This is a genomic window from Kitasatospora sp. NPDC056184 (genome assembly GCF_042268405.1).
In the GTDB taxonomy this organism is placed as follows: Bacteria; Actinomycetota; Actinomycetes; order Streptomycetales; family Streptomycetaceae; genus Kitasatospora.
On sequence record NZ_JBHJUI010000010.1, the window covers coordinates 241,184 to 261,055 of the forward strand.

The 19,872-nt window shown below is 75.0% G+C and carries 30 protein-coding genes; 18 read left to right on the forward strand and 12 right to left on the reverse strand.

All coding sequences use genetic code 11. The features are described 5' to 3' along the window. Window positions 1-206: 206 nt before the first annotated feature. Window positions 207-1,616, forward strand: a complete 1,410-nt coding sequence (locus ACFC0B_RS21620) for a helix-turn-helix domain-containing protein (RefSeq protein WP_376087915.1) — start codon at window positions 207-209, stop codon at window positions 1,614-1,616. Window positions 1,617-1,669: 53 nt separating this feature from the next. Here ACFC0B_RS21620 and ACFC0B_RS21625 read toward each other — a convergent pair whose 3' ends face one another. Both ACFC0B_RS21625 and ACFC0B_RS21630 read right to left on the reverse strand, forming a co-directional pair. Continuing rightward, the gene (locus ACFC0B_RS21625; RefSeq protein ID WP_376087918.1) at window positions 1,670-2,500 is read right to left on the reverse strand and encodes an alpha/beta fold hydrolase; all 831 of its coding nucleotides are present in this window, start codon (window positions 2,498-2,500) and stop codon (window positions 1,670-1,672) included. Continuing rightward, complete coding sequence (locus tag ACFC0B_RS21630; protein ID WP_376087921.1) at window positions 2,497-3,054, reverse strand: MarR family winged helix-turn-helix transcriptional regulator; 558 nt, start codon at window positions 3,052-3,054, stop codon at window positions 2,497-2,499. Before ACFC0B_RS21630 ends, ACFC0B_RS21625 begins: the two co-directional genes overlap by 4 nt. A gap of 158 nt (window positions 3,055-3,212) precedes the next feature. On the opposite strand from ACFC0B_RS21630, the gene ACFC0B_RS21635 reads away from it, so the two are divergent. The 6 genes from ACFC0B_RS21635 to ACFC0B_RS21660 are packed head-to-tail and all read left to right on the forward strand — an operon-like array spanning window position 3,213 to window position 7,778. Then, window positions 3,213-3,716, forward strand: coding sequence for an RNA polymerase sigma factor (locus ACFC0B_RS21635; protein WP_376088154.1), 504 nt, complete (start codon window positions 3,213-3,215; stop codon window positions 3,714-3,716). Then, window positions 3,713-4,540 carry a zf-HC2 domain-containing protein gene (locus ACFC0B_RS21640; RefSeq protein ID WP_376087924.1) on the forward strand — a complete coding sequence of 276 codons (828 nt, stop codon included), beginning with the start codon at window positions 3,713-3,715 and terminating at the stop codon, window positions 4,538-4,540. Before ACFC0B_RS21635 ends, ACFC0B_RS21640 begins: the two co-directional genes overlap by 4 nt. Window positions 4,541-4,566: 26 nt before the next feature. Beyond that, complete coding sequence (locus ACFC0B_RS21645; RefSeq protein ID WP_376087927.1) at window positions 4,567-5,373, forward strand: ATP-binding cassette domain-containing protein; 807 nt, start codon at window positions 4,567-4,569, stop codon at window positions 5,371-5,373. Further along, complete coding sequence (locus ACFC0B_RS21650; protein ID WP_376087930.1) at window positions 5,370-6,758, forward strand: hypothetical protein; 1,389 nt, start codon at window positions 5,370-5,372, stop codon at window positions 6,756-6,758. The genes ACFC0B_RS21645 and ACFC0B_RS21650 overlap by 4 nt, the downstream gene beginning before the upstream one ends. Continuing rightward, window positions 6,755-7,294 (forward strand): hypothetical protein, encoded by a 540-nt coding sequence (locus tag ACFC0B_RS21655; protein WP_376087933.1) that lies wholly within the window; start codon window positions 6,755-6,757, stop codon window positions 7,292-7,294. Before ACFC0B_RS21650 ends, ACFC0B_RS21655 begins: the two co-directional genes overlap by 4 nt. A gap of 7 nt (window positions 7,295-7,301) precedes the next feature. After that, window positions 7,302-7,778, forward strand: a complete 477-nt coding sequence (locus ACFC0B_RS21660) for a hypothetical protein (RefSeq protein WP_376087936.1) — start codon at window positions 7,302-7,304, stop codon at window positions 7,776-7,778. Window positions 7,779-7,900: 122 nt separating this feature from the next. On the opposite strand, the gene ACFC0B_RS21665 is transcribed toward ACFC0B_RS21660, so the two are convergent. Both ACFC0B_RS21665 and ACFC0B_RS21670 read right to left on the reverse strand, forming a co-directional pair. Continuing rightward, window positions 7,901-8,686, reverse strand: a complete 786-nt coding sequence (locus ACFC0B_RS21665) for a hypothetical protein (protein WP_376087939.1) — start codon at window positions 8,684-8,686, stop codon at window positions 7,901-7,903. Further along, the gene (locus tag ACFC0B_RS21670) at window positions 8,683-9,336 is read right to left on the reverse strand and encodes an RNA polymerase sigma factor (RefSeq protein WP_376088157.1); all 654 of its coding nucleotides are present in this window, start codon (window positions 9,334-9,336) and stop codon (window positions 8,683-8,685) included. Before ACFC0B_RS21670 ends, ACFC0B_RS21665 begins: the two co-directional genes overlap by 4 nt. Window positions 9,337-9,466: 130 nt before the next feature. Between ACFC0B_RS21670 and ACFC0B_RS21675 the strand changes: the two genes are divergently transcribed. After that, entirely contained in the window at window positions 9,467-10,006 is a 540-nt protein-coding gene (locus tag ACFC0B_RS21675) for a GNAT family N-acetyltransferase (protein ID WP_376087942.1), read from the forward strand. Between the two features lie 4 nt (window positions 10,007-10,010). Here ACFC0B_RS21675 and ACFC0B_RS21680 read toward each other — a convergent pair whose 3' ends face one another. Next, window positions 10,011-10,355, reverse strand: coding sequence for an ArsR/SmtB family transcription factor (locus ACFC0B_RS21680; protein WP_376087945.1), 345 nt, complete (start codon window positions 10,353-10,355; stop codon window positions 10,011-10,013). A gap of 97 nt (window positions 10,356-10,452) precedes the next feature. On the opposite strand from ACFC0B_RS21680, the gene ACFC0B_RS21685 reads away from it, so the two are divergent. Further along, a complete protein-coding gene (locus ACFC0B_RS21685) occupies window positions 10,453-10,758 on the forward strand; it encodes a putative quinol monooxygenase (protein WP_376087948.1) in 306 nt (101 codons plus the stop codon). A gap of 28 nt (window positions 10,759-10,786) precedes the next feature. After that, window positions 10,787-11,533 carry a hypothetical protein gene (locus ACFC0B_RS21690; protein ID WP_376087951.1) on the forward strand — a complete coding sequence of 249 codons (747 nt, stop codon included), beginning with the start codon at window positions 10,787-10,789 and terminating at the stop codon, window positions 11,531-11,533. A 46-nt stretch (window positions 11,534-11,579) separates the two neighbouring features. Here ACFC0B_RS21690 and ACFC0B_RS21695 read toward each other — a convergent pair whose 3' ends face one another. Further along, a complete protein-coding gene (locus tag ACFC0B_RS21695) occupies window positions 11,580-12,083 on the reverse strand; it encodes a hypothetical protein (protein ID WP_376087954.1) in 504 nt (167 codons plus the stop codon). 107 nt (window positions 12,084-12,190) lie between these two features. Between ACFC0B_RS21695 and ACFC0B_RS21700 the strand changes: the two genes are divergently transcribed. Continuing rightward, a complete protein-coding gene (locus ACFC0B_RS21700) occupies window positions 12,191-12,733 on the forward strand; it encodes an MOSC domain-containing protein (RefSeq protein WP_376087957.1) in 543 nt (180 codons plus the stop codon). A gap of 44 nt (window positions 12,734-12,777) precedes the next feature. Here the strand turns inward: ACFC0B_RS21700 and ACFC0B_RS21705 are convergent, their stop codons facing one another. Genes ACFC0B_RS21705 through ACFC0B_RS21715 form a run of 3 tightly spaced genes read right to left on the reverse strand, consistent with a single transcriptional unit; the run spans window position 12,778 to window position 14,835 of the window. Further along, complete coding sequence (locus ACFC0B_RS21705; protein WP_376087960.1) at window positions 12,778-13,551, reverse strand: ATP-grasp domain-containing protein; 774 nt, start codon at window positions 13,549-13,551, stop codon at window positions 12,778-12,780. Continuing rightward, a complete protein-coding gene (locus ACFC0B_RS21710) occupies window positions 13,548-14,090 on the reverse strand; it encodes a hypothetical protein (protein WP_376087963.1) in 543 nt (180 codons plus the stop codon). The genes ACFC0B_RS21705 and ACFC0B_RS21710 overlap by 4 nt, the downstream gene beginning before the upstream one ends. 19 nt (window positions 14,091-14,109) lie before the next feature. Further along, entirely contained in the window at window positions 14,110-14,835 is a 726-nt protein-coding gene (locus ACFC0B_RS21715) for a TioE family transcriptional regulator (RefSeq protein WP_376087966.1), read from the reverse strand. Window positions 14,836-14,913: 78 nt separating this feature from the next. Between ACFC0B_RS21715 and ACFC0B_RS21720 the strand changes: the two genes are divergently transcribed. Further along, on the forward strand, window positions 14,914-15,933 hold the full coding sequence (locus ACFC0B_RS21720) for an erythromycin esterase family protein (protein ID WP_376087969.1): 1,020 nt from the start codon (window positions 14,914-14,916) through the stop codon (window positions 15,931-15,933). Window positions 15,934-15,968: 35 nt separating this feature from the next. Beyond that, window positions 15,969-16,406 (forward strand): hypothetical protein, encoded by a 438-nt coding sequence (locus tag ACFC0B_RS21725; protein WP_376087972.1) that lies wholly within the window; start codon window positions 15,969-15,971, stop codon window positions 16,404-16,406. Between the two features lie 126 nt (window positions 16,407-16,532). Here the strand turns inward: ACFC0B_RS21725 and ACFC0B_RS21730 are convergent, their stop codons facing one another. Next, window positions 16,533-16,841 (reverse strand): hypothetical protein, encoded by a 309-nt coding sequence (locus tag ACFC0B_RS21730; RefSeq protein WP_376087975.1) that lies wholly within the window; start codon window positions 16,839-16,841, stop codon window positions 16,533-16,535. 103 nt (window positions 16,842-16,944) lie between these two features. Between ACFC0B_RS21730 and ACFC0B_RS21735 the strand changes: the two genes are divergently transcribed. Next, the gene (locus ACFC0B_RS21735) at window positions 16,945-17,517 is read left to right on the forward strand and encodes a TetR/AcrR family transcriptional regulator (RefSeq protein WP_376087978.1); all 573 of its coding nucleotides are present in this window, start codon (window positions 16,945-16,947) and stop codon (window positions 17,515-17,517) included. Between the two features lie 53 nt (window positions 17,518-17,570). Here ACFC0B_RS21735 and ACFC0B_RS21740 read toward each other — a convergent pair whose 3' ends face one another. Then, window positions 17,571-17,777 carry a DUF397 domain-containing protein gene (locus ACFC0B_RS21740; RefSeq protein WP_376087981.1) on the reverse strand — a complete coding sequence of 69 codons (207 nt, stop codon included), beginning with the start codon at window positions 17,775-17,777 and terminating at the stop codon, window positions 17,571-17,573. Next, a complete protein-coding gene (locus tag ACFC0B_RS21745; RefSeq protein ID WP_376087983.1) occupies window positions 17,762-18,601 on the reverse strand; it encodes a Scr1 family TA system antitoxin-like transcriptional regulator in 840 nt (279 codons plus the stop codon). Before ACFC0B_RS21745 ends, ACFC0B_RS21740 begins: the two co-directional genes overlap by 16 nt. Window positions 18,602-18,717: 116 nt before the next feature. Here ACFC0B_RS21745 and ACFC0B_RS21750 point away from each other — a divergent pair, with 116 nt between their 5' ends. From ACFC0B_RS21750 to ACFC0B_RS21765, 4 genes are read left to right on the forward strand one after another with little or no spacing between them, the layout of a single operon-like run. Next, window positions 18,718-18,921, forward strand: coding sequence for a hypothetical protein (locus ACFC0B_RS21750; protein WP_376087986.1), 204 nt, complete (start codon window positions 18,718-18,720; stop codon window positions 18,919-18,921). Next, window positions 18,921-19,178, forward strand: a complete 258-nt coding sequence (locus ACFC0B_RS21755) for a hypothetical protein (protein ID WP_376087989.1) — start codon at window positions 18,921-18,923, stop codon at window positions 19,176-19,178. The genes ACFC0B_RS21750 and ACFC0B_RS21755 overlap by 1 nt, the downstream gene beginning before the upstream one ends. Beyond that, window positions 19,144-19,332 carry a hypothetical protein gene (locus ACFC0B_RS21760; protein ID WP_376087992.1) on the forward strand — a complete coding sequence of 63 codons (189 nt, stop codon included), beginning with the start codon at window positions 19,144-19,146 and terminating at the stop codon, window positions 19,330-19,332. The genes ACFC0B_RS21755 and ACFC0B_RS21760 overlap by 35 nt, the downstream gene beginning before the upstream one ends. Before the next feature lie 8 nt (window positions 19,333-19,340). Beyond that, window positions 19,341-19,838: an NUDIX domain-containing protein gene (locus ACFC0B_RS21765; protein ID WP_376087995.1), complete on the forward strand. Its 498-nt coding sequence runs from the start codon at window positions 19,341-19,343 to the stop codon at window positions 19,836-19,838. Window positions 19,839-19,872 lie beyond the last annotated feature (34 nt).

Genomic DNA, 19,872 nt, shown 5'->3' on the forward strand with positions numbered 1-19,872 from the left:
AGCGGGCGGCCCGACCGGGCGCCCGGTGCCGGGGGAGGGCGGGCCGGGCGGGTGGAGAGGTTGAGACCAAAGAGGGGAGAGGTAGAGACCAGTGACGGAAAGTGGTTGAGACCATCTCATGTACGGCGGAGGTCCTCGTCCAGTACCGTCCTCCTCAGCGGACCTCCTTTTCGGAAGGCCCGGAACGCACTCGGGAGGGCAGCCCCGTGCACCGGAACCGGGCGGCGACCAAGCCCGTCGAGGACGAGGCCTGGCGGGCCTTCGGACTGCGCCTGCGCCAGTGGCGCCGCCGCGCCGGCCTGACCCAGGCCCAGCTCGGCGCCGAGATCGGCTACGACCACACCGCCGTCAGCAAGCTCGAACACGGCACCCGCCGCACCAGCCCCCGGATCGCCGACCGGCTCGACGACCTGCTCCTGGCCGACGGCGACCTGCGGGCCGCCTGCCGCCTCGCCGAGGAGGGCGCCCTGCCCGCCCCGGCCGGGCCTCCGGCCGCCGACGGCGTCGCGCCGGCACCCGGCGACTGGACCCGCGCCCCGCTGCCCGGCCCGCCCGTCGCGGCCCTCGTCCCCGCCCTTCCGTCCGGCCTCGCCACCCAGCTGCCGGTCCGCCTCCCCGACTACGGGCTGCTCTGCCCGCTCCACGACGCCGCCGGCTGCGACGTCCCCCCGCCGGCCGACCTCGCCGCGCTGCACGCCGCCTTCCGCGCCGCCGATCCCGCCGCCGCCCCGCCCCTGGACGCCGAGACCGTGCACGCCCTCGCCGGCCTGCTCGCCGCCCACCTGCGGGCCGGCGACAGCCCCGGCGCCCCCGGGACCGAGGCCGTCGAGGACACCCTGCGCGTCGTGCTGCGCCGCCTGGCCGCCCACCCGGCCGGGCCCGCCCGCCGCCCGCTCGCCCGGCTCGCGGGCGAGTACGCCCACGCCGCCGGCGCGCTGCGGATGCAGGACGGCCGCAACGCCACCGCGATGGCCTGCTTCTCCCGCGCCCTCGGCTGGGCCGAACTCGCCGAGGACGCCGCCACCCAGGTCGCCGCGCTCAGCGACATGAGCTTCCTCGCCCGCCTCGACGGCGACCCCGCGGCCGCCCTCGGCTACGCCCACGAGATCGTCCGGGTCGCCCCCGCCCGGCACTGGGCCGGCGCGATGGGCCAGATCGGCCTGGCCCGCGCCCACGCCATGACCGGCGACGTCCACGCCACCGTCCGCCACATCGCCCGCGCCCGGCACCACCTGGACCACATCGGGGTCCACGACGAGTCCGACGCCGCCTGGCTCTCCATCGCCTCGATGCGGCTGCGGGTCGAGGCGGGCGCCGCCGCCGCGCTGCGCGACGTGGCCGCCGCCGTCGACGACCCCCGGCTCGCCCGGCGCGCCGTGGACGCCGCCGAGACCGCGCTCGCCCTGCTCGCCCCCGACCAACTGCCCTCCGCCCGGCTGCTGTTCACTGTCCGGGTGGCCGACTGCCACCTGCTCGCCCACGATCCCCGGGCGGCCGCCGAGCTGCTCCGGTCGGTGCTGGCGGCGGGCGACGGCGAGGACGGGCTGCCGCCTCTGGTCCGGCGCGAACTGGCGGGCCTGCGCGGCCGGTTGGTCGGGCACGGCCTGGCCGGCTGAGCGGTCCGGGAGTGACCGGCCGCGGGCGGCGGGCGCCAGAACGGCGGTGAGGATCAGAAGGCGGCGAGGAAGGCGTCCAGCTCGGCCTCGAAGAGGTCCGGGCGCTCCAGCGGGACCATGTGCGCGGCGCCGGGCACGAGCAGCCCGCGGGCGTGCGGGGCGGTGTCGGCGACGGCCCGGGCGTTGGCCAGGATGTCGGCGCCGTCCAGCTCCCCGGTCAGGACCAGGGCCGGCGCCGCCAGCTCGCCCAGCCGCCCGGCCGCGCCCGCCTCCCGGGCGCGCCCGGCGCCGAACCCGGCGGCGTGGCGCAGCACGTTGGCGGTCACCGAGGCGCGCAGCCGCTCCCGCAGCGCGCCGTCCACCTCGGCGGGGGAGCGGTGCGGGCCGTCCGCCCACATCCGCAGGAAGTGCTCCACGAACCGGCCCACGCCCTCCTCGCCGCCGGCGCCCAGCGCGGCGATCTGCTGCTCGGTGTGGCGGGTCACGAAGGGGTCGGTGAACGGCCGCCCGCTGACGCCCGGCGCGGTGAGGACCAGGCCCGCCACGCAGCCGGGGTGGGTGAGCGCGGTGTCCAGGGCGATCCGGGAGCCGAGCGAGAGCCCGACCAGCACGGCGCGCGGCACGTCCAGGTGGGCGAGCAGCGCCCGCAGGTCGTCGGGGTGGGAGTGGTCGCCGCCGACGGTGGAGGAGCGGCCGTGGCCGCGGGCGTCGTAGCGGACGACGTGCCGGCCCGCGGCGGCGAGCCGGGTGAACTGCTCGTCCCAGCTGTGCCGGTCCAGCAAGCCGCCGTGCAGCAGCACGACGGCCGGCCCGGTGCCCTCCGCGAGCTCGTAGGACAGCTCGCCCCCCTCGACGGTCACGGTTCCGGTGCGTGCTTCGGTCATGGTCCGTCCGCTCCTCGGTCGTTCGGTTCGTTGGGGTCGCTCGGGTCGTTCCGGTCCTGTGGATTCCGTTCCCCGGCCGCGCGTTCCAGCGCGTGGAACACCTCGCCGAGCCGGTCGAGCACCCGCAGAGCGGTGGCGACCTCGCCCGGGTCCAGGTCGCCGAGGTGGCGCCGCAGCGCCTCGCGCTCGGCTCCCTGGACGCGGGCGAGCACGCTCTCGCCCCGCGTGGTGAGCCGCACCAGCGAGGAGCGCCGGTGCTCCGGGTTGGCGACGGTCTCGGCCAGCCCGAGCGCCTTGGCGTCGTTCACCAGCCGCTGGACGGGCTGCCGGTCCAGGTCCAGCGCCCGCGCCAACTGCGGCACGGTCCGCGGCCCCCCGCGCCGCAGCGCGTCCAGCACCGCGTGCTGCCCGGCCGTCATCCCCGTCCCCGCCAGCCCGCGCTCGACCGCCCGCACGATCACCCGGTGCACCGGCCACAGCCGCCGGATCACCTCGTCCAGCAGCCCCTCGACGACCGGCCCGCCGTCCTCGTCCGCGCTCTGACTGACACTCACGGTGTCATCATGACACCTTTGATGTCATCTGACGCGGCGATGTGACCGGGATCACCCCCCGTCGAAAACCCGCAGGTCCGCCCCGGCGTCTAGCAGGTGTGAAACGCGCCAAGGCGGCACCGCCGCAGGAACTGGACGAGGAAGGCCTCCTCCAGCGGGTGGCCCGGGGGGACCGGGCCGCCTTCGAGGAGCTGTACCGGCGCACGTCGCCGTGGCTGGCCGTGCGGCTGCGCCGCCGCTGCGCCGACGAGCAGCTCGTCGCCGAGGTCATGCAGGAGACGTACCTGGCGGTGTGGCGGGCGGCCGGGTCCTTCGCCGGCAGCCGCACCGGCGGCACGGCCGTCGGCTGGCTGTGGACGATCGCGGCCCGCCGCCTCGTCGACGCGTTCCGCCGCCGCGCCCACCACGCCGAGCCGCCCGCCGCGGCCGCCCCGCTCCCCGTGGCGCCCGCCGCCGAGGAGGAGGCGCTGGTGGCGACCGTCGGCGGCGACGTCGGGGACGCCCTGGGACGCCTCGCCCCGGAACTGCGGGACGTCCTGCGGGCGATGGTGCTCGACGGACTGTCCGTCCGGGAGACCGCCGTGGTCCTCGGACTGCCCGAGGGCACGGTCAAGACCCGCGCCCGCCGGGCCCGGATCGCGATGCGGGAGGCACTGGCATGACCGGCACGGAACACGCGTCGGCCCGGCTCGTCGACGGCTACGCGCGCGGCGCCGCCGACCTCGCCACCGACGAGGTCTGGGCCCTGGAGGCCCACCTGGAAGCCTGCCGAAGCTGCCGGGACCGGCTGGCGGCCGCCGTCACCGCCGGGGCCCCCGCCGTGGCGGCGCTCACCGAGGCCGTCTGGGCCGACCTCGCCCCCCGGCTGGCCGGGGCCGCCCCCGCCCCGCCGCGCCGCCGCCTGATCGCCCGCCTCGCGACCTGGACGACGCCCGCCATGACCCCGTGGCTGGCCATGGTCCTCGCCGTCACCCTGCTCGCCCTCCTGCTGGACCTGGCCGGCCCCGGCCCCGAGCGGATCTCCCTCGTCCTGCTGCTCGCTCCCGTCCTGCCGGTGGCCGGAGTGGCGCTCTCCTGGTCGCGCGGACTCGACCCCGCGTACGAACTCACCGCCGCCACCCCGCGCGCCGGCCTGCCGCTGGTGCTGCGCCGCACCGTCGCCGTGCTCGCCGTGGTGATCCCCGCCCTGCTCGCGGCGGGCCGGGCCACCGGCCTGACGGCCGCGCAGTGGCTGCTGCCCAGCCTGGCGTGCACCGCCGCGACCCTGGCGCTCGGCGGACTCGTCGGCATCACCCGCGCCGCCGTCGCCCTGCTCGCCGTCTGGGCCGCGGCGGTGGCCGCGCCGACCCTGGCCGCCGGCCGCACACCCCCCGTCCTGCGCGCGGACGGCCTGCCGCCGTGGGGCTGGGGCCTGCTCCTCGCGCTCGGCGCGGCCGTCGTCCTCGCCCGCCGGGGCGCCTACGCCGTACAGGGAGAAAACCGTTGACCCTCCGGAAGAACAGGAACCGCACCATGCCCGCAGTGAGCGGCGCCGACCTCGCCCCCACCCGCTACGCCTGGCAGATCCGGGCGAGCGGACTGAAGGTCAGGGCCGGCCGCCGGCGGATGGCCGTCGACGGCCTCGACCTGGCCCTCGGCACCGGCGTCCACGGCCTGCTCGGCCCCAACGGCGCCGGCAAGACCACCCTCATCCGCGCCCTGGCCACCGTGCTGCGCCCGGCCGGCGGTGAACTGGAACTCCTCGGGCAGCCGCTCGGCGGCCCGGGCGGGTACCGCGCGCTGCGCCGCCGGATCGGCTACCTGCCGCAGCAGTTCGGCTACTACAAGCGCTTCACCGTGAGGGAGTTCGTCGAGTACATGGCCTGGCTGAAGGAGGTGCCCGCCGCCGACGTCCCGGCCGCGGTGCAGCGCGCCGTCGAGCGGGTCGGCCTCGCCGACCGCGCCGACGAGCGGATGAAGGCCCTGTCGGGCGGCATGGTGCGCAGGGCCGGCATCGCCCAGGCCATCGTCAACGACCCGGCCGTGCTGCTGCTCGACGAGCCGACCGTCGGCCTGGACCCGGCGCAGCGGCTGCGGCTGCGCCAGCTGCTCCAGGAGCTGGGGACGGACGCCTGCGTCGTCGTCTCCACCCACCTGGTGGAGGACGTCGCCGCCGCCTGCACCGACGTGGTGCTCTTCGCCGAGGGGCGGCTGGTCTTCCAGGGCACCCCGGAGCAGCTGGCCGCCGCGGGCGGCCCCGAGCACGAGGGCGACAGCCCGCTGGAGCGCGGCTACTCGGCCCTCCTCGCCGCCCCGGCGCGGACCGGAGGTGCCTGGTGACCGTCCCGCTGCGGGTGCTGCGCACCGAACTGCGGCGCTCCGTCGCCCCCTGGGCCGCCGCCGCCGTCCTGGCCATCGCGCTCGCCCTCCTGGAACTCGCCCCCGGTCCCTGGTCGCAGGGCACCACCCTGTGGACGGCCCAGTGGACGTCGATGGCCCTGTGGACCCGGCACCTGCTGGTCGTCCTGTGGCCGCTCGCCCTCGGCCTCGGCGCGCTGCAGGGTCTGCGCGACCGCCGCTCCGGGACCGCCGAACTCCTCGCCACCACCCCGCGGCCGGCCCGCCACCGCGCCGTCGCCCTCGCCGGCCCGACGGCCCTCGCCCTCGCCGGGGCCTTCGCGCTGCTCGTCCTCCTCGGCGCGGCGCGGCTGCTCGCCGGCGGCGCCGCGTCCACCGGCGCCGGCTGGCTGCCGATCTCCCTGGTGGGCGCGCTCGCCCTCGGCGCCGGCGCCGTCCTCGGCATGGGCGTCGCCCGGACCCTGCCCTCCGTCCTCACCCCGCCCGCCCTGGCGGTCGCCGGCTTCGTGCTCACCAACGTCCTGCGCCAGACCACCGACGCCGCCGTCCCGACCTCCGCCGTGCCGAACCGGCTCTCGCTGCTGTCGCCCACCGTCGCCGACGTCCGCCAGACCGTCCTCACCCTCGCCGCCCCCGTCCACCTCGGCCAGACGCTCTGGCTGCTCGGCCTGGCGGCGACCGGGCTCGCCCTGCTGGCCGCCGCCACCCCGCGCGCCCGGCTGCTCGCCCTCACCCCCCTCCTCGCGGGCGCGGCGCTCGCCCTGCCCGTGCTTCCCGCCGACCCCCGCGACACCTACGTCCTCGACCGGGCCGCGACCGCCCCGGTGTGCGACGGCCCGGTGTGCGTGACGGCGGCCCACCGGGCGCGCCTGGACGAGCTGGCCGGCCGCGGCCGGGACGCGCTGGGCCTGCTGCGCGGCGCCCTCGGCGACCAGGCACCCGCCGCCGTCCGCGAGAGCACCGCCCCGCGCGCCATCGGCGGCACGCCGGAACGCCCGCGCGAGGCGCTGCTCGTCGACTTCGACGACGCGGTGATCGGCGCCGCCGGGGGAGAGGCGCTGACCCGGGCGCTGGTCGGCCAGGGCATCGTGCCGCTCTGCCACCCCCGCAGCGCGCGCGAGAGCGGCACGCTGCCGGAGGTGGTCGCCCAGAGCATCGCGGCCGCCTGGGTCCTCGGCGACCTGCTGCCGCTCGACGGGACCATGTTCAGTGCGCAGGACCAGACCGAGCTGGCCGCCCCGGCCTGGCAGGCGTTCGGCGCGCTGGCGCCCGCCGAGCAGCGCCGGCGGATGGCCGCCCTGCACACGGCCGCCGTCTCCTGCACGGGCGACCCGCTCGACGTGCTGGCGGGCGGTGTGACCCGGTGAGGTGGCTGACCCTGTACGCGCGCTCGCGTCAACTGCCCGCCGCGCTGGCTGTGTTGGCGGTATTGACGGTGCTCGCGCGGCTCGGTGACGGCGGCCTGGGCGGCCCGCGCGTCGCCGCCCTCCTGCTCGCCGCCGCAGCGATGGCACTCTCCGCCGGACTCGGCGGCCAGGACCTCGACCTGGACCGCACGGCGGCCCTGCGCTGGCCGTTCCGCCGGGCGGCCCACGTCCTGCTCTGCGCCGTCCTCGCCGCCGCCGTCCTGCCGCCGGGCCCGCTCGCCCTCACCGTCCGCGACAGTGCCGGCCTCACCGGCCTCGCGGCCCTCGGCGCCGTCTGCGGGGGCCGCGCCCACGCCTGGCTGCTCCCGTTCGGCTGGCTCTGCGCCGCCTTCGTCGTCCCGCCCGGCCCGGACCTCGTGACGCGGGTCCTCACCTGGCCCCTCCTCCCGCCCGGCACGGCCCCCGCCACCTGGACGGCCCTCGCGCTGGCGGCCGCCGGTACCGCCGCGTACGCCCTCGCGGGCCCTCGGCGATGATGAGCGCGTGTTCTACGAAGACCTCACCGAGTACGACTACCAGCCCCACGACTCCTTCGGCGACCCGGAGTCCGGTGTCTTCGGGCTCTGGTACCGCCCGACGTACACCCGGCTGAACGTCGGCTGGCTGGAATCCGGCCGGCCGTACCCGACCGGACCGGTCCCTCCCGCCTTCGTGGCGAAGCTCGACGCCATCCAGGAGGTCCAGTGGATGAACGTCTGCCTCGGCGTGCACGACTGCGGGCTCTGCCCGGAGGAGGAGGCCCCGGAGGGCAACGGGGAGGTGCGGATCCCGGGCGGGCCCGGCATCGCCTACGCCGCGCCGTTCCTGATCACGCACTACATCACCGCCCACGGCTACCGGCCGCCGCAGGTCTTCGTCGACGCGGTCCTCGCCGTCGACCTCGACGCCTGGGCCGCCGCCCGCTGGCCCGACGTCCCCTTCCCGTGGGTCCCGGAGGACGCCGAACGCCTGCTGGAATGACGCGACGTGACGTCGAGCGCGCTCGACCTCCCGGCCTCCCGGTCACGGCGAAGGCACCGACCCCCCGGAGCGGGAGGCCGACCGGTCCGCCGTCCCGCTCCGGGCAGGGGGCGCGGCCCCCCTCAGCCGGCCGAAGGGGTGGGGGCGGGGCTCGTCGTGGGCGCGCAACTGGGCGTGGCGCCGAACAGGACGCCCGCCTCCAGCCCGTCGAGGCCGCCGGGGGTGCCGGGCCGGGCGACCGGGAGGTAGAGGATCAGTTCCTCGCCGGCATTGATGCTGCCCGGGCGAATGGAGAAGACGGTCCTGCCGCCGTGGGCCGACGCATCGATGAACGCCGAGGACGCCGAGCCCTTCCCCGTGGCGTCCTTGGGGACGGGCGCGACCATCGACCTGAAGGTCCCGCAGCCCGGTTGACCGCCGTAGACGCGGGTGGGGACGCCGAGGCGGTCGAGGTCGCGCTGGAGCTGCTCGGTGTCGACGGGCTTCGTGCCGTCGAGGACGGTGAGCGTGACGCGGTCGTCGGTGTGCACGAGCTCGTAGGCCGCGTTGGTGATCCTGTCGGGAGAGCCCGGCGAGGTCGCGGCTGACGTCGAGGCTGACGTCGAGGCTGACGTGGCAGGCGACAACGCGGACCCGTTCCGGCCTGCCGGGTCGCCGGGGAGGGAGGTCAGGGCGAGCCCCGCCACCGCGACGGACAACCCGACCGGGAGCGCCAGACGCAGCGCGAGGCCGCGGTGTCGGCGGACCGCCGGGGCGGGACGTGAGTCCTCGGTGAGAGCGTCCATCAGATGTTCCTTCCGCAGGAGGTGGCGGTGCGGGGAGAGTCCCCGGGCCGCCGCGGCCGGCAGCAGCCGGGCCAGTTCCTCCCGCTCGGCCCGCTGGGACAGGTCCTCGGGGGTGGCGTTCATCGGGGGGTCTCCTTGATCGACCGGACCGCGAGTGCGCGATCACCTGTGAACTGTCCGCCGCTGCCCGGGCGTTGCAGTGCGGCTGCCGAGCGCGCGGAGCGCGACGCCGCCAACTCCCGCTCCGTCAGCTCGCGCAGCCGGGCCCGGGCGCGCGAGAGCCGCGAGCGGATCGTCCCCACCGGCCGACCCAGCGCCTCGGCGACCGCCGCGTGGTCCAGCCCCTCCCACACGCAGAGCGCGAACACCTCGCGGTCGCCCGGCCGCAGTCGCTCCAGCGCGGCCTTGGCGGCCGCGAGCTGCTCGGCGTCCGCCATCCGGCCCGCGACCTCGGCGGCGAAGTCGGGCGTGGCGTCGAGCGGCGGCAGCTTGGCCAGGGCGGTGCGGTGCCGGCGCGCCGCGCGCCGGGTGTTGCGGATGACGTTGGTCGCGATGCCCAGCAGCCAGGGGCTCAGGCTCCCGCCCTCCGGCGCCACCCGCTCGCGCAGCCGCCACGCCTCCAGAAAGGTCAGCGACACCACGTCCTCGGCCAGCGCCCAGTCGCCGGTCATCCGGAGCGCGTGCCGGTGCACGGCGCCGGAATGATCCTCGAAGATCTGCCCGAACGCCGCCGTGTCCCCGGCGCGCACCCGGGCGCGCATCGAATTCTCCACAGCCATGCCCTGTCCCGCCGCGCACCGCCGTTGCGGTGATCCACGCCACATTCCCCCGTGCCGGTGCCGGTGCCGGGTTCGGGGCGAAACCCGCTTGCCCCCGAGGGTGTGATCATCTTGGCTGGGCGGCATGACCGACCTGCACACCGACCGCCTCCTCCTGCGCCGCTGGCGCGACACCGACCTCGAACCGTGGGCGGCGATGAACGCCGACCCCGAGGTCCGCGAGCACCTGGGCGCCGTCCTCACCCGTGAGCAGAGCGACGCCTCCGTCGCCCGCTTCGAGGCCGACTTCGACCGCCGCGGCTACGGCTGGTGGGCCGTGGAGGTCCGGGCCACCGGGGAGTTCGTCGGCTTCGCGGGCCTGGACGACGTCGACGACGGCCTGCCGTTCACCGGCGTCGAGGTCGGCTGGCGGCTCGCCCGCTCGGCCTGGGGCCACGGCTACGCCACCGAGGCGGCCCGGGCCGTCCTCGCCTTCGGCTTCGGGACGCTCGCGCTGCCCGAGATCCTCGCCGTCACCACGGCCGGCAACCTGCGCTCCCAGGCGGTGATGCGCCGGCTCGGCATGACCACCGACCCGGCGGACGACTTCGACGACCCCGAAGCGCCCGAGGGGCCGCTGCGCCGCAACGTCCTGTTCCGCATCGCGCCGCCGCCGCAGGGCTGACGGCTCACTCCGCCGGGTCCGCCTCCCCCGCCTCCTCCGCCTTCTCCGCGGTCAGGATCGCCAGCAGGCCGGGGAAGCACTGCTCGATGTCGGCGCGGCGCAGCGTGGCCATCCGGCTGTTGCCCCGGTCGACCTGGCGGATCAGCCCGGCTTCGCGCAGCGTGCGGAAGTGGTAGGTGACGGTCGCCTTGCTGACCGGCAGCGCGAACGAACTGCACGTCCGCGCACCGTCCCTGGGCCCGGCGGCCAGCTCCCGGACGACGCGCCGCCGCAGCGGGTCGGCCAGCGCCGCGAGGACCCGGCCGAGTTCGATCTCCGCCGTGTCCGGGTGCCCCTCGTCGTCGGGCATCGCCACCACCTCCCAGGTATGACTTGCATCGTACCTCCCTGGTCGCCTAACGTCCCGAGGTACGAGATTGCTCATACCTTTCGAAGGGATCCGCCCCATGACCCAGCCCTACACCCTCGTCGGCACCGCCCGCCCCAAGCCCGGGCGCGTCGACGACCTGCGCCGGCTCCTCCTCTCCTTCGTCGAGCCGACCCGCCAGGAGCCCGGCTGCCTGGAGTACCACTTCCACGAGGACCGCGACGCCCCGGGCGTCTTCGTCTTCTACGAGGCCTGGCGCAGCAAGGAGGACCTCGACGCCCACCTCGCGCTGCCGCACATGCGCGACTTCTGGGAGCACCGGATGGACTACCTGGAGCAGGACCTGGAGATCCGCTGGCTCACCATGCACAGCCCCTACGCCTGACGCCGGACCCGCCGGGTACGCTGGCCCGATGCTGCTCCCCGCCGCCCCGCGCGACCGCCTGCGGCCGCCGTTCCGGCCGACCGTCGACACGCCGTTCGGCCCGCTCGCCTTCGAGACGGTCCTCGGGGACACCGCCCTCCCGTCGGCGCCCGACGAACTCTTCGTCCTGCCCGGCGGCTCCGGCGGCCGCCTGATCGCCCGGTGGACCCGCCCCTCGGCCCGCGTCGAACTGCTGCTCACCGCCTACGACCCCGAGCTGGACCCGGATACCTGGGGACCGCTGACCGACTGCCGGGCGGCGGTCTGGCGGATCGAGGCCCTCGCCCCGCTCGCGCGGGTACGGTTCGAGGCGTCGCTGCCGCACCCGCTCCCCGAGGGCGCCGACAGCGGCTGGGACGGCGGCCAGGCGCTGGCCGCCTTCACCGTCGAGGACGAGCGGACCCGCCTCACCGTCGGCGGCAACGACGAGGAGGCCATCTGCGGGGCCGCTGAGGCGGGCGAGGCCCCCCGGCGCTGGACGGCGCTGCTCGACGAGGTCCACGGCAACAAGTTCGACGGCTGGGGCGTCGACGCCACCGGCAGCCCCGCCATGACGTGGCGGCTGCCGCCGTTGGAGGCCGGCGACCACTGCGAACTCCCGGTGGTCGCCGCCTGGGCCCCGGTCGAGGACGACACCGCCAACACCTGGTACGCGGTCATGCCCTCACCGACCGTCATCCTGCGCCGCCTCGCCCTCGCCCTCGCCCTCGACACGCCAGCCGCCCCCGCCCCGTGACGTCCCACCCCTCCACGGCGCTCTCGACACCTCGTCGGACGACGGGTCACAGCGCCGGGAGCGGCAGGGCGTGGTCCATCAGCTGCAACAGCCTCCGTGCGGCGGCGGCCTCCTCCGGACGTACGGAGGACGCGACACCCGCGATGGCCGACCGGCCCGCGTGAACGGCCGCCCTCGCGGCAGCCTCCCAGCCGGGCTGCAGCCGGTAGCCCGTGTCGCGTTCGCCGTGTCCGGCGGCCGCGGCGGCGGAGTGCCACTGGGAGGTCCGGCAAATGCTTCCCAGCAGGTCGAGCACCTCGGCCTTGCACGCCACGTGTGGGGCCCCGGCCAGTTCCAGGAGGAACGGGACCGTGGGAGCTGTCGCCTCACCGACCACGAACCCGAGTGCGCAGACGGCATCGCCCAGCTCCTCGACGGCAGTGCGGGCCGTGTCCTCGTCGCCGTACGCGATCCGGGAGAGCAGTGGGGGAATGCCCCTCGCCGGAGCCCCCGTCGCGTCGCGGAGGTCCGCCCAGCGGACCCTGGAGACGCCCTTCAGCAGACTTCCCACACCCCGCCCCCCGATCGACCGTGCCTCGAACCGCTCAAGGATCCCTCACGGGGCGGCCCCTTAGGGTGGGGGGTGGATCATCGCTTGGGACGAGAGGTTTCGCACGGATGAGTGGGACGGTCGCCGCGGTCAGCAGCAACGGGGAGTACTCCTTCACCAAGCCGAACCGGGAGAGCATCACGCTGCTCACCGGGCTCGGGGTGGCGGGGGACGTGCACGCGGGGGTGACCGTCAAGCACCGGTCGCGCGTCGCGCAGGATCCGACGCAGCCGAACCTGCGGCAGGTCCACCTCATCCACGAGGAGCTGTTCGCCGAGGTGGGCGAGCGGGGATTCGCCGTGGCGCCCGGGCAGTTGGGCGAGAACGTCACCACACGCGGGATCGACCTGCTCGGCCTGCCGGTCGGCACGCTGCTGCGGATCGGGGCGGAGGCGGTGGTGGAGGTCACCGGGCTGCGCAACCCGTGCCTGCAGATCGACCGCTTCCAGGACGGCCTGCTGAAGGAGGTCGTCGGGCGGGACGAGGCCGGGAACGTGGTGCGCAAGGCCGGGATCATGGGCGTGGTCCGGGCGGGCGGGGTGATCCGCCCCGGCGACCCGATCGAGGCCGAGCTGCCGGAGGGGCCGCACCGCCCGCTCGACCGCGTCTGAATCCGCGCCCGCGCCCGCGCCCGAGCCCGCGCCTGACGCCGGGCCTACCGGACGACCTCCGGCACCGGCCGCGCGTAGCCGAGGTCCGCCGGGGCGAGCGCCTCGGCGGGACCGGCGGCGCGCAGGACGACGTCGAGGACCTGGTCCGGGTCGCACGCGTAACCGCCGCTCGCCCAGGCCGGGTTGGCCTCGACCACCGCCCAGCTCCCGTCGGCGATCCGGCCGACGTCGACCACGGCCGCGCTCGGCAGGCCGCCCGCCGCCAGGACGTCCGCCGCGAACGCGAGCACGTCCGGACCGACCTCCGGTGAGACGGCGAGCGCGCCCGCCACGGCGTAGCGGCTCGCCGTCCGGACCTCGCCGTCCAGCACGAACAGGCGGTACTCGCTCGCGAACGCGACGATGTCACTGACCAGCACCAGGGTGTCGTCGTCGAGGGCGTCCGGGCCGGGCAGGCCGCTGCCGTCGGGGTGGACCCGGGCGGGGAACAGCTTGTCGACCGGCGGCTTGAGGAACGCCGGGCGGCGCAGCCGGCGCGCCTCGGCCAGCGTGGTGCACTCCACCCGGCGGCCGAGCAGCTCGGCCGGCAGGGCGGTGAGCCAGTCGGCGGGCGGCTCCAGCGGGGCGACGCCCAGCGGCCCGGCGGCGACGTCCGCGAACAGCGGGCCGCCGTAGAGGTGCGCGGGCCGCAGTCCGGCGAGCTCGGCGGGGACGTCCCAGCGCACGGCGGTGTGCGCCCGCAGCCCGCGCCGGCGGGCGTGGGTGAGCAGCTGGAGGCCGGTCTCGTTGATCCGGGGCGCGAGCAGCAGGAGCGTCATGGGACGCCATGGTGGTCCACCGGCGGCGGCTCCGGCCAGCCGTTTTCCGCTCCGGTGGAGCTGCGGTACCGGGGCCGGTTGCGGCTCAGGTCGCGGGCGTGCACCAGGGCCTCGCGGATCAGCGCGGTGAGGCGGGCGTCGCCCTCGGCGCGGGCGCAGTTCCGGGGGTAGGCGTCGACGGAGCGCCACTCGCCGTCGGTGAGCGGCGGCCACGGGCCACCGGGTTCGATGCCCTCGGGGAGGGCCGGCAGGCGGACCAGGAGGAGGCCGAGGCCGGCCGCGACGACGGCGGCCACGCCCTCGAAGGCCAGCACCGGCAGGCCGTAGGCGGCCTCCACGGGGTGGCGCGGGGCCAACTCGGAGAGCCGGCTGCAGAGGTCGGGGTGGGTGTGCAGTTGCCAGGGGCCGAGCGTGAGGTCGTCGGGGCCGCTGGGCAGGGCCGCCCGCTCGCGGAGGTCGGCGATCAGCGCGCGGTTCTCCGGGGCGTCGAGGAGTGCCGGGACGGGGGCGGGGGCGGGGCGGCGCTTCCGCTTGGGCATGCGAACGATGGTAACCGCTCTACCGCGCAAGGTAGTTGTGGAGGTGCGCGGCCGCGTTCAGCATGGCAAGGCCCCGGTCGGTGAGCCGCTGCTGCCAGCCGGCGAGGGCGGCGGCGAGGGCGCTGGTGCCGCCGGCCGTGCGGATCTGCTCGACGACGGCCGCGATGTCCTGGAGCCGGTAGCCGCCGCGGCGCAGCAGGTGGGCGAGGTCGGCGTCGCGGACGTCGGTCGCGTCGAAGACGCGGTAGCCGGTGGCGGGGTCGCGGGCGGGGCACAGGATGCCGGCCGCCTCCCAGGTGCGCAGGGTGGCGGGGGTGAGCCGGAGGCGGTGGGCGAGTTCGCCGATGGTGCGGGGGAGGGGTGCGTCGGGCTCGTGCTCCCGGGTGGCGGCGGAGGCCGTCAGGTGGCCGACGGCCGCGCGCACGGCGTTGAGCGTCTCGCGGTCGCGGAGCAGCTGGGCGTGCCCGCCGTGGACGGCGGTCAGGGCGTCGTCGGTCCGGCCGTCGTGGACGGCGTTCATGATCGCGCCGGCGGTCCGGTGCCCGTACGCCCGGACGAGCGCGAGGAAGGTGCGCAGCGCCGCCGCGTGCAGCTCGGTGTAGATCCGGTAGCCGGCGGGGGTCCGGTCGGAGGGCGGGAGGAAGCCGTCCTGCTCGTAGTTGCGGACGGCCTGCGCGGAGAGGCCGTGCTCGCGCGCGAGGTCGGCCGGGCGCAGGGTCGGCTTCTGGGCCGGGTTGCTGGACACTTTGAGACTTTACAAGAAATTTGCCGGGCTGAGACCGTGAAAGTCTCAACCGGTCTTTCAAAGATACGCTTGAGGCTCATGACACAGGAGATCCGAGAGTTCCTGCCCCCGTCGTGCGGCCTGGTGGCGTTCGGCGAGCCGACGCACCAGGAGCCGGCCTTCGGGCGGGCCCGCAACGAACTGTTCGCGCAGCTGGTCGAGCGGGGCTTCCGGTCGGTCGTCCTGGAGACGGACCGGGTGGCGGCGCTGGCGGTGGACGCCTTCGTCCGCGAGGGGGTGGGATCGCTGGACGGCGTGCTGCGCGACGGCTTCACCCACGGCTTCGGGGAGCAGGAGCCGAACCGTCGGCTGGTGGCGTGGATGCGCGCGTACAACCGGAACCGGCCGCCACAGGAGCGCCTGGCGTTCCACGGCTTCGACGCCCCGACCGAGAACACCACGGCCCCGAGCCCGCGCCCGTACCTCGAACACGCCCGCGACTACCTGGGGATCGACCTGGACGTGGCGGCCTTGGTCGGGGACGACGAGCGGTGGAGCCGGACGGAGGCGGTGCTGGACGCCGTGATGTCGCCGGGCGCCTCGGCGGAGGCGGACCGGCTGCGGGCGGTCGCGGACGATCTGCTCGGCCTGCTGCACGCGAGGGCGGCGGAGCTGATCGCGACCACGTCGAGGGAGGAGTGGGTGAGGGCGAGGACGCATCTGACGGCGGGCGCGGGGCTGTTGCGCTACCACCGGCAGGCGGCGCGGCCGATGGAGCTCGGCGAGCGGCTCGCGGGGCTACTGGGGGCCAGGGACGAGATCATGGCCCGGAACCTGCTCGACATCCGGAGCCTGGAGGCGGGGCGCGGCGGCACGTTCGTCTTCGCCCACAACGGACACCTGCAGCGGAACCCGAGCGTGTGGCGGATGGGGGAGAAGGACGTGACCTGGAACGGCGCCGGGCGGATCGTGGCAGCGCTGGTGGGCGGGGAGGAGTACTTCTTCGTGGCGGGAGGCCTCGGCCGGCGGCCGGGCCCGTGGGCGCTGGCGGAACCGGTGGAGGAGGAGTCCCCGCTCGTCGAGGCCGATCTGCTGCTGGAGGTCGAGGCCGACGGATGAGTCCGTTGTCGGACGGTGGTCCTACGGTGGCACCCATGAGCTACGACGTCTCCTTCCTCGACCTGCGCCGCTACCCCTCCGTGTCGGAGGCGATCGAGGCGAGGGAGGGCCAGTCGTCCGCCGTGCCGCAGGAGTTGGCCGAGGCGTGGCAGCGGATCACCCCGAGGGCGCTGGAACTGCTGGGCGACGCGGAGGTGGGGGCGAAGGCGTCATGGCTCGGCATCGGGCACGACCCGTCCGGCCTCCAGCTGTCGGCGTACGGCGCGCACGTGTCGATGAGCGTCCCGTACTGGCACCGGGGCGAGCAGGCGGAGCGGGTGATGGCACTGGTGTACGGCCTGGCGGGGATCGTGGAGGAGGAGACCGGCCTGAGCGCCTACGACCCCCAGACCGGCGACCTCCTCACCGCGTCACGGGCCCCCGAGGCCACCGCGATGATGAACGACACCGCGACCTGGCTTGAGCACTACTGAGGAGGAGGGGCTTTCGCCGCCACGAACCCGGCAGTCGTGTTCATCGGGATGTCTCTCCGCAGGGCCGCCTCGCTCCGGCAGTGGAGCGAGGCGGTGTCCGGGGCTGCCTCGGGGGCGGTCGCGGTGTCAGTCGTAGTACGGCGAGTTCAGGTCGAGGCTGGCGCCCTTGACGATGTCGCCGTCGAACAGCCGGGTCGTGGCCGGGGCTCCGGCCCGGCGGGCCTCTTCGGCGAACGGTCCCTGGGCGAAGGCCAGGGCGTTCTCGGCGCTGTCGAACTCGTAGAAGCCGCCGACGGTGTGGGTGCCGACGCCGGACAGCCACGTCTTGCGGATGAGGCCCGGTGCGGTCTTCAGTGCCTCGTTGACCGGGTGCCAGTCGAACTGATCGAACGGGACTGCTGCCTGGATCTCGGTGTAGAGAAACGTTTTGCCCATCACGAACCTCCGGTTCGGGGCCTGTCCGGCCCGCGCTACTAGTACGTGCGTCCTAGTGGCATGAGCGTGGACTAGGATGGCCGTACTAGTCAAGGGGGTTGCGATGGCCGCAGACACGAAGAACCGGATGATCGGCGCAGCGATCGGACTGCTGCAACGCCACGGCCTGGCCGCGATGACCTTCAGCGATGTCCTGGCCGAGAGCGGTGCTGCGCGCGGGGCGATCTATCACCATTTCCCGGGCGGCAAGCAGCAACTCGCCCTCGAAGCCGCCCGCCGTCATGGGGAGGACGTCCGCGGGTACCTGGGCGAACTGCCGGCGCACACGCCGCGCGAAGTCGTGGAGGCGTTCCTCGGGAGCGTCCGCCCTGTCGTGCGGGCGTCCGCCGAGGGCGGCGGCTGCGCGATCGCGGCGGTCACCGTCGACGGCGGTGCGGCCATCGCGGACCAGGGGGGTCTGTGCGCCGTCGCCACCGAAGCGTTCACCGGCTGGGAGGGCGAGCTGGCCGGAAAGCTCACCGACGCGGGAATGGACGCGTCCGGGGCGGCCGATCTGGCCACCCTCATGGTCACGACACTCGAAGGCGCCCACATCCTGTGCCGCGCCGCGGGAAGCGTCGCTCCCTTCGACAGGGCCGCCACGGCCCTGCTCTCCGCCGTCCCGGCGACGGGGTGACCGCGGAGTGGGAAGTCGGCAGGTCCGACTTCCCGCTCCAGACGGTGGGTGCGTCAGCGGTTGTCGAATTCGCCTGCCCGGATGGCGGTCACGAAGGACTGCCAGGCGTCGGTGGGGAAGAGGAGGGTGGGCCCGGCGGGGTCCTTGGAGTCGCGGACGGGCATGTGCCCCGGGTGCCCGTCGGCCACCTCGATGCACGCGCCGCCACCGCCGCTGTAGGAACTCTTCCTCCAGCGTGCCTCAGTCAGGTTGACATCCATTCAAGGTCCCTCCTTGCAGAGCGAATCATCGCCAGCGAGTCGGCCTGGTTCATGGCCTCGATCTGGAGCCGATCGTAGCCCCTGATCAACGGGGCAACAGCTTCGGAATCGCGATCCAGGAACCCGCGGTGTTCGTTCTCGGAATAACCGAGAACTTTCTGGTCGGGCATGGTAATGAGCGAAACCGTGCGCATGAAGGGCCGGTTCTCACCCAGGCTGAACGGCGCCACCTGGATCACGATGTTCGGCCGCTGCGTCAGCTCCTCAAGGTGGAGGAGTTGGGCGACCATGACGTCCCGGCCTCCCACGAGCCTCCGGATGCAGCTCTCGTCGAGAACCGCGTGGACGAGCGGCGGTGGGGTGCGGTCGAGGCACTGCTGCCGCGTCTGCAGGAAGCTGACCCGTTCCTCGGCCTGCTCCTGGGTCGCTCCGCCCTGGCGGACGTGGCCGGCTTCGAGCGCGGTCGCGTACTGAAGCGTCTGCAGCAGCCCTGGGACGACGTCGATCTCGAACATGCGGATCTCGGCCGCCCGCGCCTCGTAGTTTGCGTACTCGGGGAAGCCCGGCACCAGCGCTGTGTTCCTGTGCTGCCAGTACATCAGCGTCAGGGTGCCGCCGGTCTCCAGCGCCTCGTCCGCCTTCATGGCGAACTTCAAGCTGGGCGGCCGGTGGGAAAGTTCGACGAGCGAGACGTGGGACGGGTCGCACCCGATCAGCCTCGCCAGCTGGGCCTGTGTGAGTCCACGCGCTTCGCGTGACCTGCGGAGTTGCACTCCGAAGGGAGCCCAGGGGCTCGACGTGGGGTCAAGTTCCTTCTTGTTCATGGTGGTTCCCCCAACGTTCCCCGCAAATGGGGTCAAGTCGTTCGGCGCTTCCGATGCTAACCCCATCCGCGCCACTATGGGCACAGAACGTGAAAACCTGATTGCGGAGGGTTCCCATGAGACCTGCCCGAATCCAGCCCCCCACCAAGCTCCACGGCTACGGCGTGCGCTGGGACCCGTCGGCCCGGTGCTACCGGGTGCGGAACGAGACCTCGGGGGAGTGGCTGCACGACAACTCCGGCCTCCTCGCGGGGTTCTCCTCCTTCACCGCCGCCGAGTCGGCGTACCGGGCGTTCGAGCCCCGCCGAGGTGTGGCCTGATGGGGGCGATCCTCAACCGGGCCACCGCCGACCAGCGGCGCGCGGCCGCGTACGCCGTCGAGGACCTGACCGCCGTCCTCGCCCTCGCCGACGCCAAACTGCCCTCCCTCGAAGTCGACTGGGACTTCGGGCGCCGCACCGGCTGCTACCTCATCAGCCTCGGAGCCGCCCGCACCGAGCAGATCGAGCGCATCATCGACCTCCTCCGAAAGGGGCTGCGCCATGAACAGGCCCAGCAACCGGCCGACCCGCGCTGAACTCCTCACCGCCGCCGCCGTGTTCGCCGCCGCGAGCCTCGTCGCCCATGTCGCCGCCTCGCTCGCCGACCCTCACACCTCCGACCTGGTCTGGTGGCTGTTCTTCGCCTCCTCCCTCATGACCGGGTTCAACCGCACCACCACCGGAAAGTAGCCCCCGCCATGCGCACCCTCCCCTCGCGCGACCCCCGCCTGCTCGCCAAGCCCCCCGTCTGCCGGCTCGGCACCCAGGTCCTGCTGCGCACCGACGACGGCCGCGTCCTGCTCGTCGACCCCGACTTCCTCGACGGCCACCTCCTCCCCGGCGGGGCCTGCCGCACCAACGAGCCCCCGCACCGCGCCGCCACCCGCGTCCTGCACGCCCAGACCGGCCTCCACCGGCCGGTCACCCACCTCCTCGCCGTCGACTTCACCCTCGCCGACCGCTACCTCGAACGCCTCACCCTCGTCTTCGACGGCGGCACCCTCACCGACCGTGACGCCGCCCGCATCACCGTCCCGCCCCGCCACCGCAGCAACCTCTTCGGCGCCCGCCTCGCCGAACCCCGTGACCTCCCCGCCCTCCTCAGCCCCGCCCAGCACGCCCGCACCCGGCAGGCCCTCGCCACCCTCGGCCGCTCCCTCCCCCTCCTCACCCACGGTCAACACGCCACCGCCTGAACAGCCGCCGGTTCCTGGAGCAGGAAGTCGGACC

What these genes read in the sequence shown, in the direction of transcription:
- ACFC0B_RS21665 (WP_376087939.1), bottom strand. Translation starts at nt 8,686, where the DNA reads ATGAACGCCACCCCCGAGGACCTGTCCCAGCGGGCCGAGCGGGAGGAA.
- ACFC0B_RS21645 (WP_376087927.1), top strand. Translation starts at nt 4,567, where the DNA reads ATGCCCGCAGTGAGCGGCGCCGACCTCGCCCCCACCCGCTACGCCTGG.
- ACFC0B_RS21740 (WP_376087981.1), bottom strand. Translation starts at nt 17,777, where the DNA reads ATGGATGTCAACCTGACTGAGGCACGCTGGAGGAAGAGTTCCTACAGC.
- ACFC0B_RS21720 (WP_376087969.1), top strand. Translation starts at nt 14,914, where the DNA reads ATGACACAGGAGATCCGAGAGTTCCTGCCCCCGTCGTGCGGCCTGGTG.
- ACFC0B_RS21710 (WP_376087963.1), bottom strand. Translation starts at nt 14,090, where the DNA reads ATGCCCAAGCGGAAGCGCCGCCCCGCCCCCGCCCCCGTCCCGGCACTC.
- ACFC0B_RS21685 (WP_376087948.1), top strand. Translation starts at nt 10,453, where the DNA reads ATGACCCAGCCCTACACCCTCGTCGGCACCGCCCGCCCCAAGCCCGGG.
- ACFC0B_RS21625 (WP_376087918.1), bottom strand. Translation starts at nt 2,500, where the DNA reads ATGACCGAAGCACGCACCGGAACCGTGACCGTCGAGGGGGGCGAGCTG.
- ACFC0B_RS21690 (WP_376087951.1), top strand. Translation starts at nt 10,787, where the DNA reads ATGCTGCTCCCCGCCGCCCCGCGCGACCGCCTGCGGCCGCCGTTCCGG.
- ACFC0B_RS21705 (WP_376087960.1), bottom strand. Translation starts at nt 13,551, where the DNA reads ATGACGCTCCTGCTGCTCGCGCCCCGGATCAACGAGACCGGCCTCCAG.
- ACFC0B_RS21765 (WP_376087995.1), top strand. Translation starts at nt 19,341, where the DNA reads ATGCGCACCCTCCCCTCGCGCGACCCCCGCCTGCTCGCCAAGCCCCCC.
- ACFC0B_RS21745 (WP_376087983.1), bottom strand. Translation starts at nt 18,601, where the DNA reads ATGAACAAGAAGGAACTTGACCCCACGTCGAGCCCCTGGGCTCCCTTC.
- ACFC0B_RS21735 (WP_376087978.1), top strand. Translation starts at nt 16,945, where the DNA reads ATGGCCGCAGACACGAAGAACCGGATGATCGGCGCAGCGATCGGACTG.
- ACFC0B_RS21680 (WP_376087945.1), bottom strand. Translation starts at nt 10,355, where the DNA reads ATGCCCGACGACGAGGGGCACCCGGACACGGCGGAGATCGAACTCGGC.
- ACFC0B_RS21725 (WP_376087972.1), top strand. Translation starts at nt 15,969, where the DNA reads ATGAGCTACGACGTCTCCTTCCTCGACCTGCGCCGCTACCCCTCCGTG.
- ACFC0B_RS21700 (WP_376087957.1), top strand. Translation starts at nt 12,191, where the DNA reads ATGAGTGGGACGGTCGCCGCGGTCAGCAGCAACGGGGAGTACTCCTTC.
- ACFC0B_RS21730 (WP_376087975.1), bottom strand. Translation starts at nt 16,841, where the DNA reads ATGGGCAAAACGTTTCTCTACACCGAGATCCAGGCAGCAGTCCCGTTC.
- ACFC0B_RS21755 (WP_376087989.1), top strand. Translation starts at nt 18,921, where the DNA reads ATGGGGGCGATCCTCAACCGGGCCACCGCCGACCAGCGGCGCGCGGCC.
- ACFC0B_RS21750 (WP_376087986.1), top strand. Translation starts at nt 18,718, where the DNA reads ATGAGACCTGCCCGAATCCAGCCCCCCACCAAGCTCCACGGCTACGGC.
- ACFC0B_RS21675 (WP_376087942.1), top strand. Translation starts at nt 9,467, where the DNA reads ATGACCGACCTGCACACCGACCGCCTCCTCCTGCGCCGCTGGCGCGAC.
- ACFC0B_RS21760 (WP_376087992.1), top strand. Translation starts at nt 19,144, where the DNA reads ATGAACAGGCCCAGCAACCGGCCGACCCGCGCTGAACTCCTCACCGCC.
- ACFC0B_RS21640 (WP_376087924.1), top strand. Translation starts at nt 3,713, where the DNA reads ATGACCGGCACGGAACACGCGTCGGCCCGGCTCGTCGACGGCTACGCG.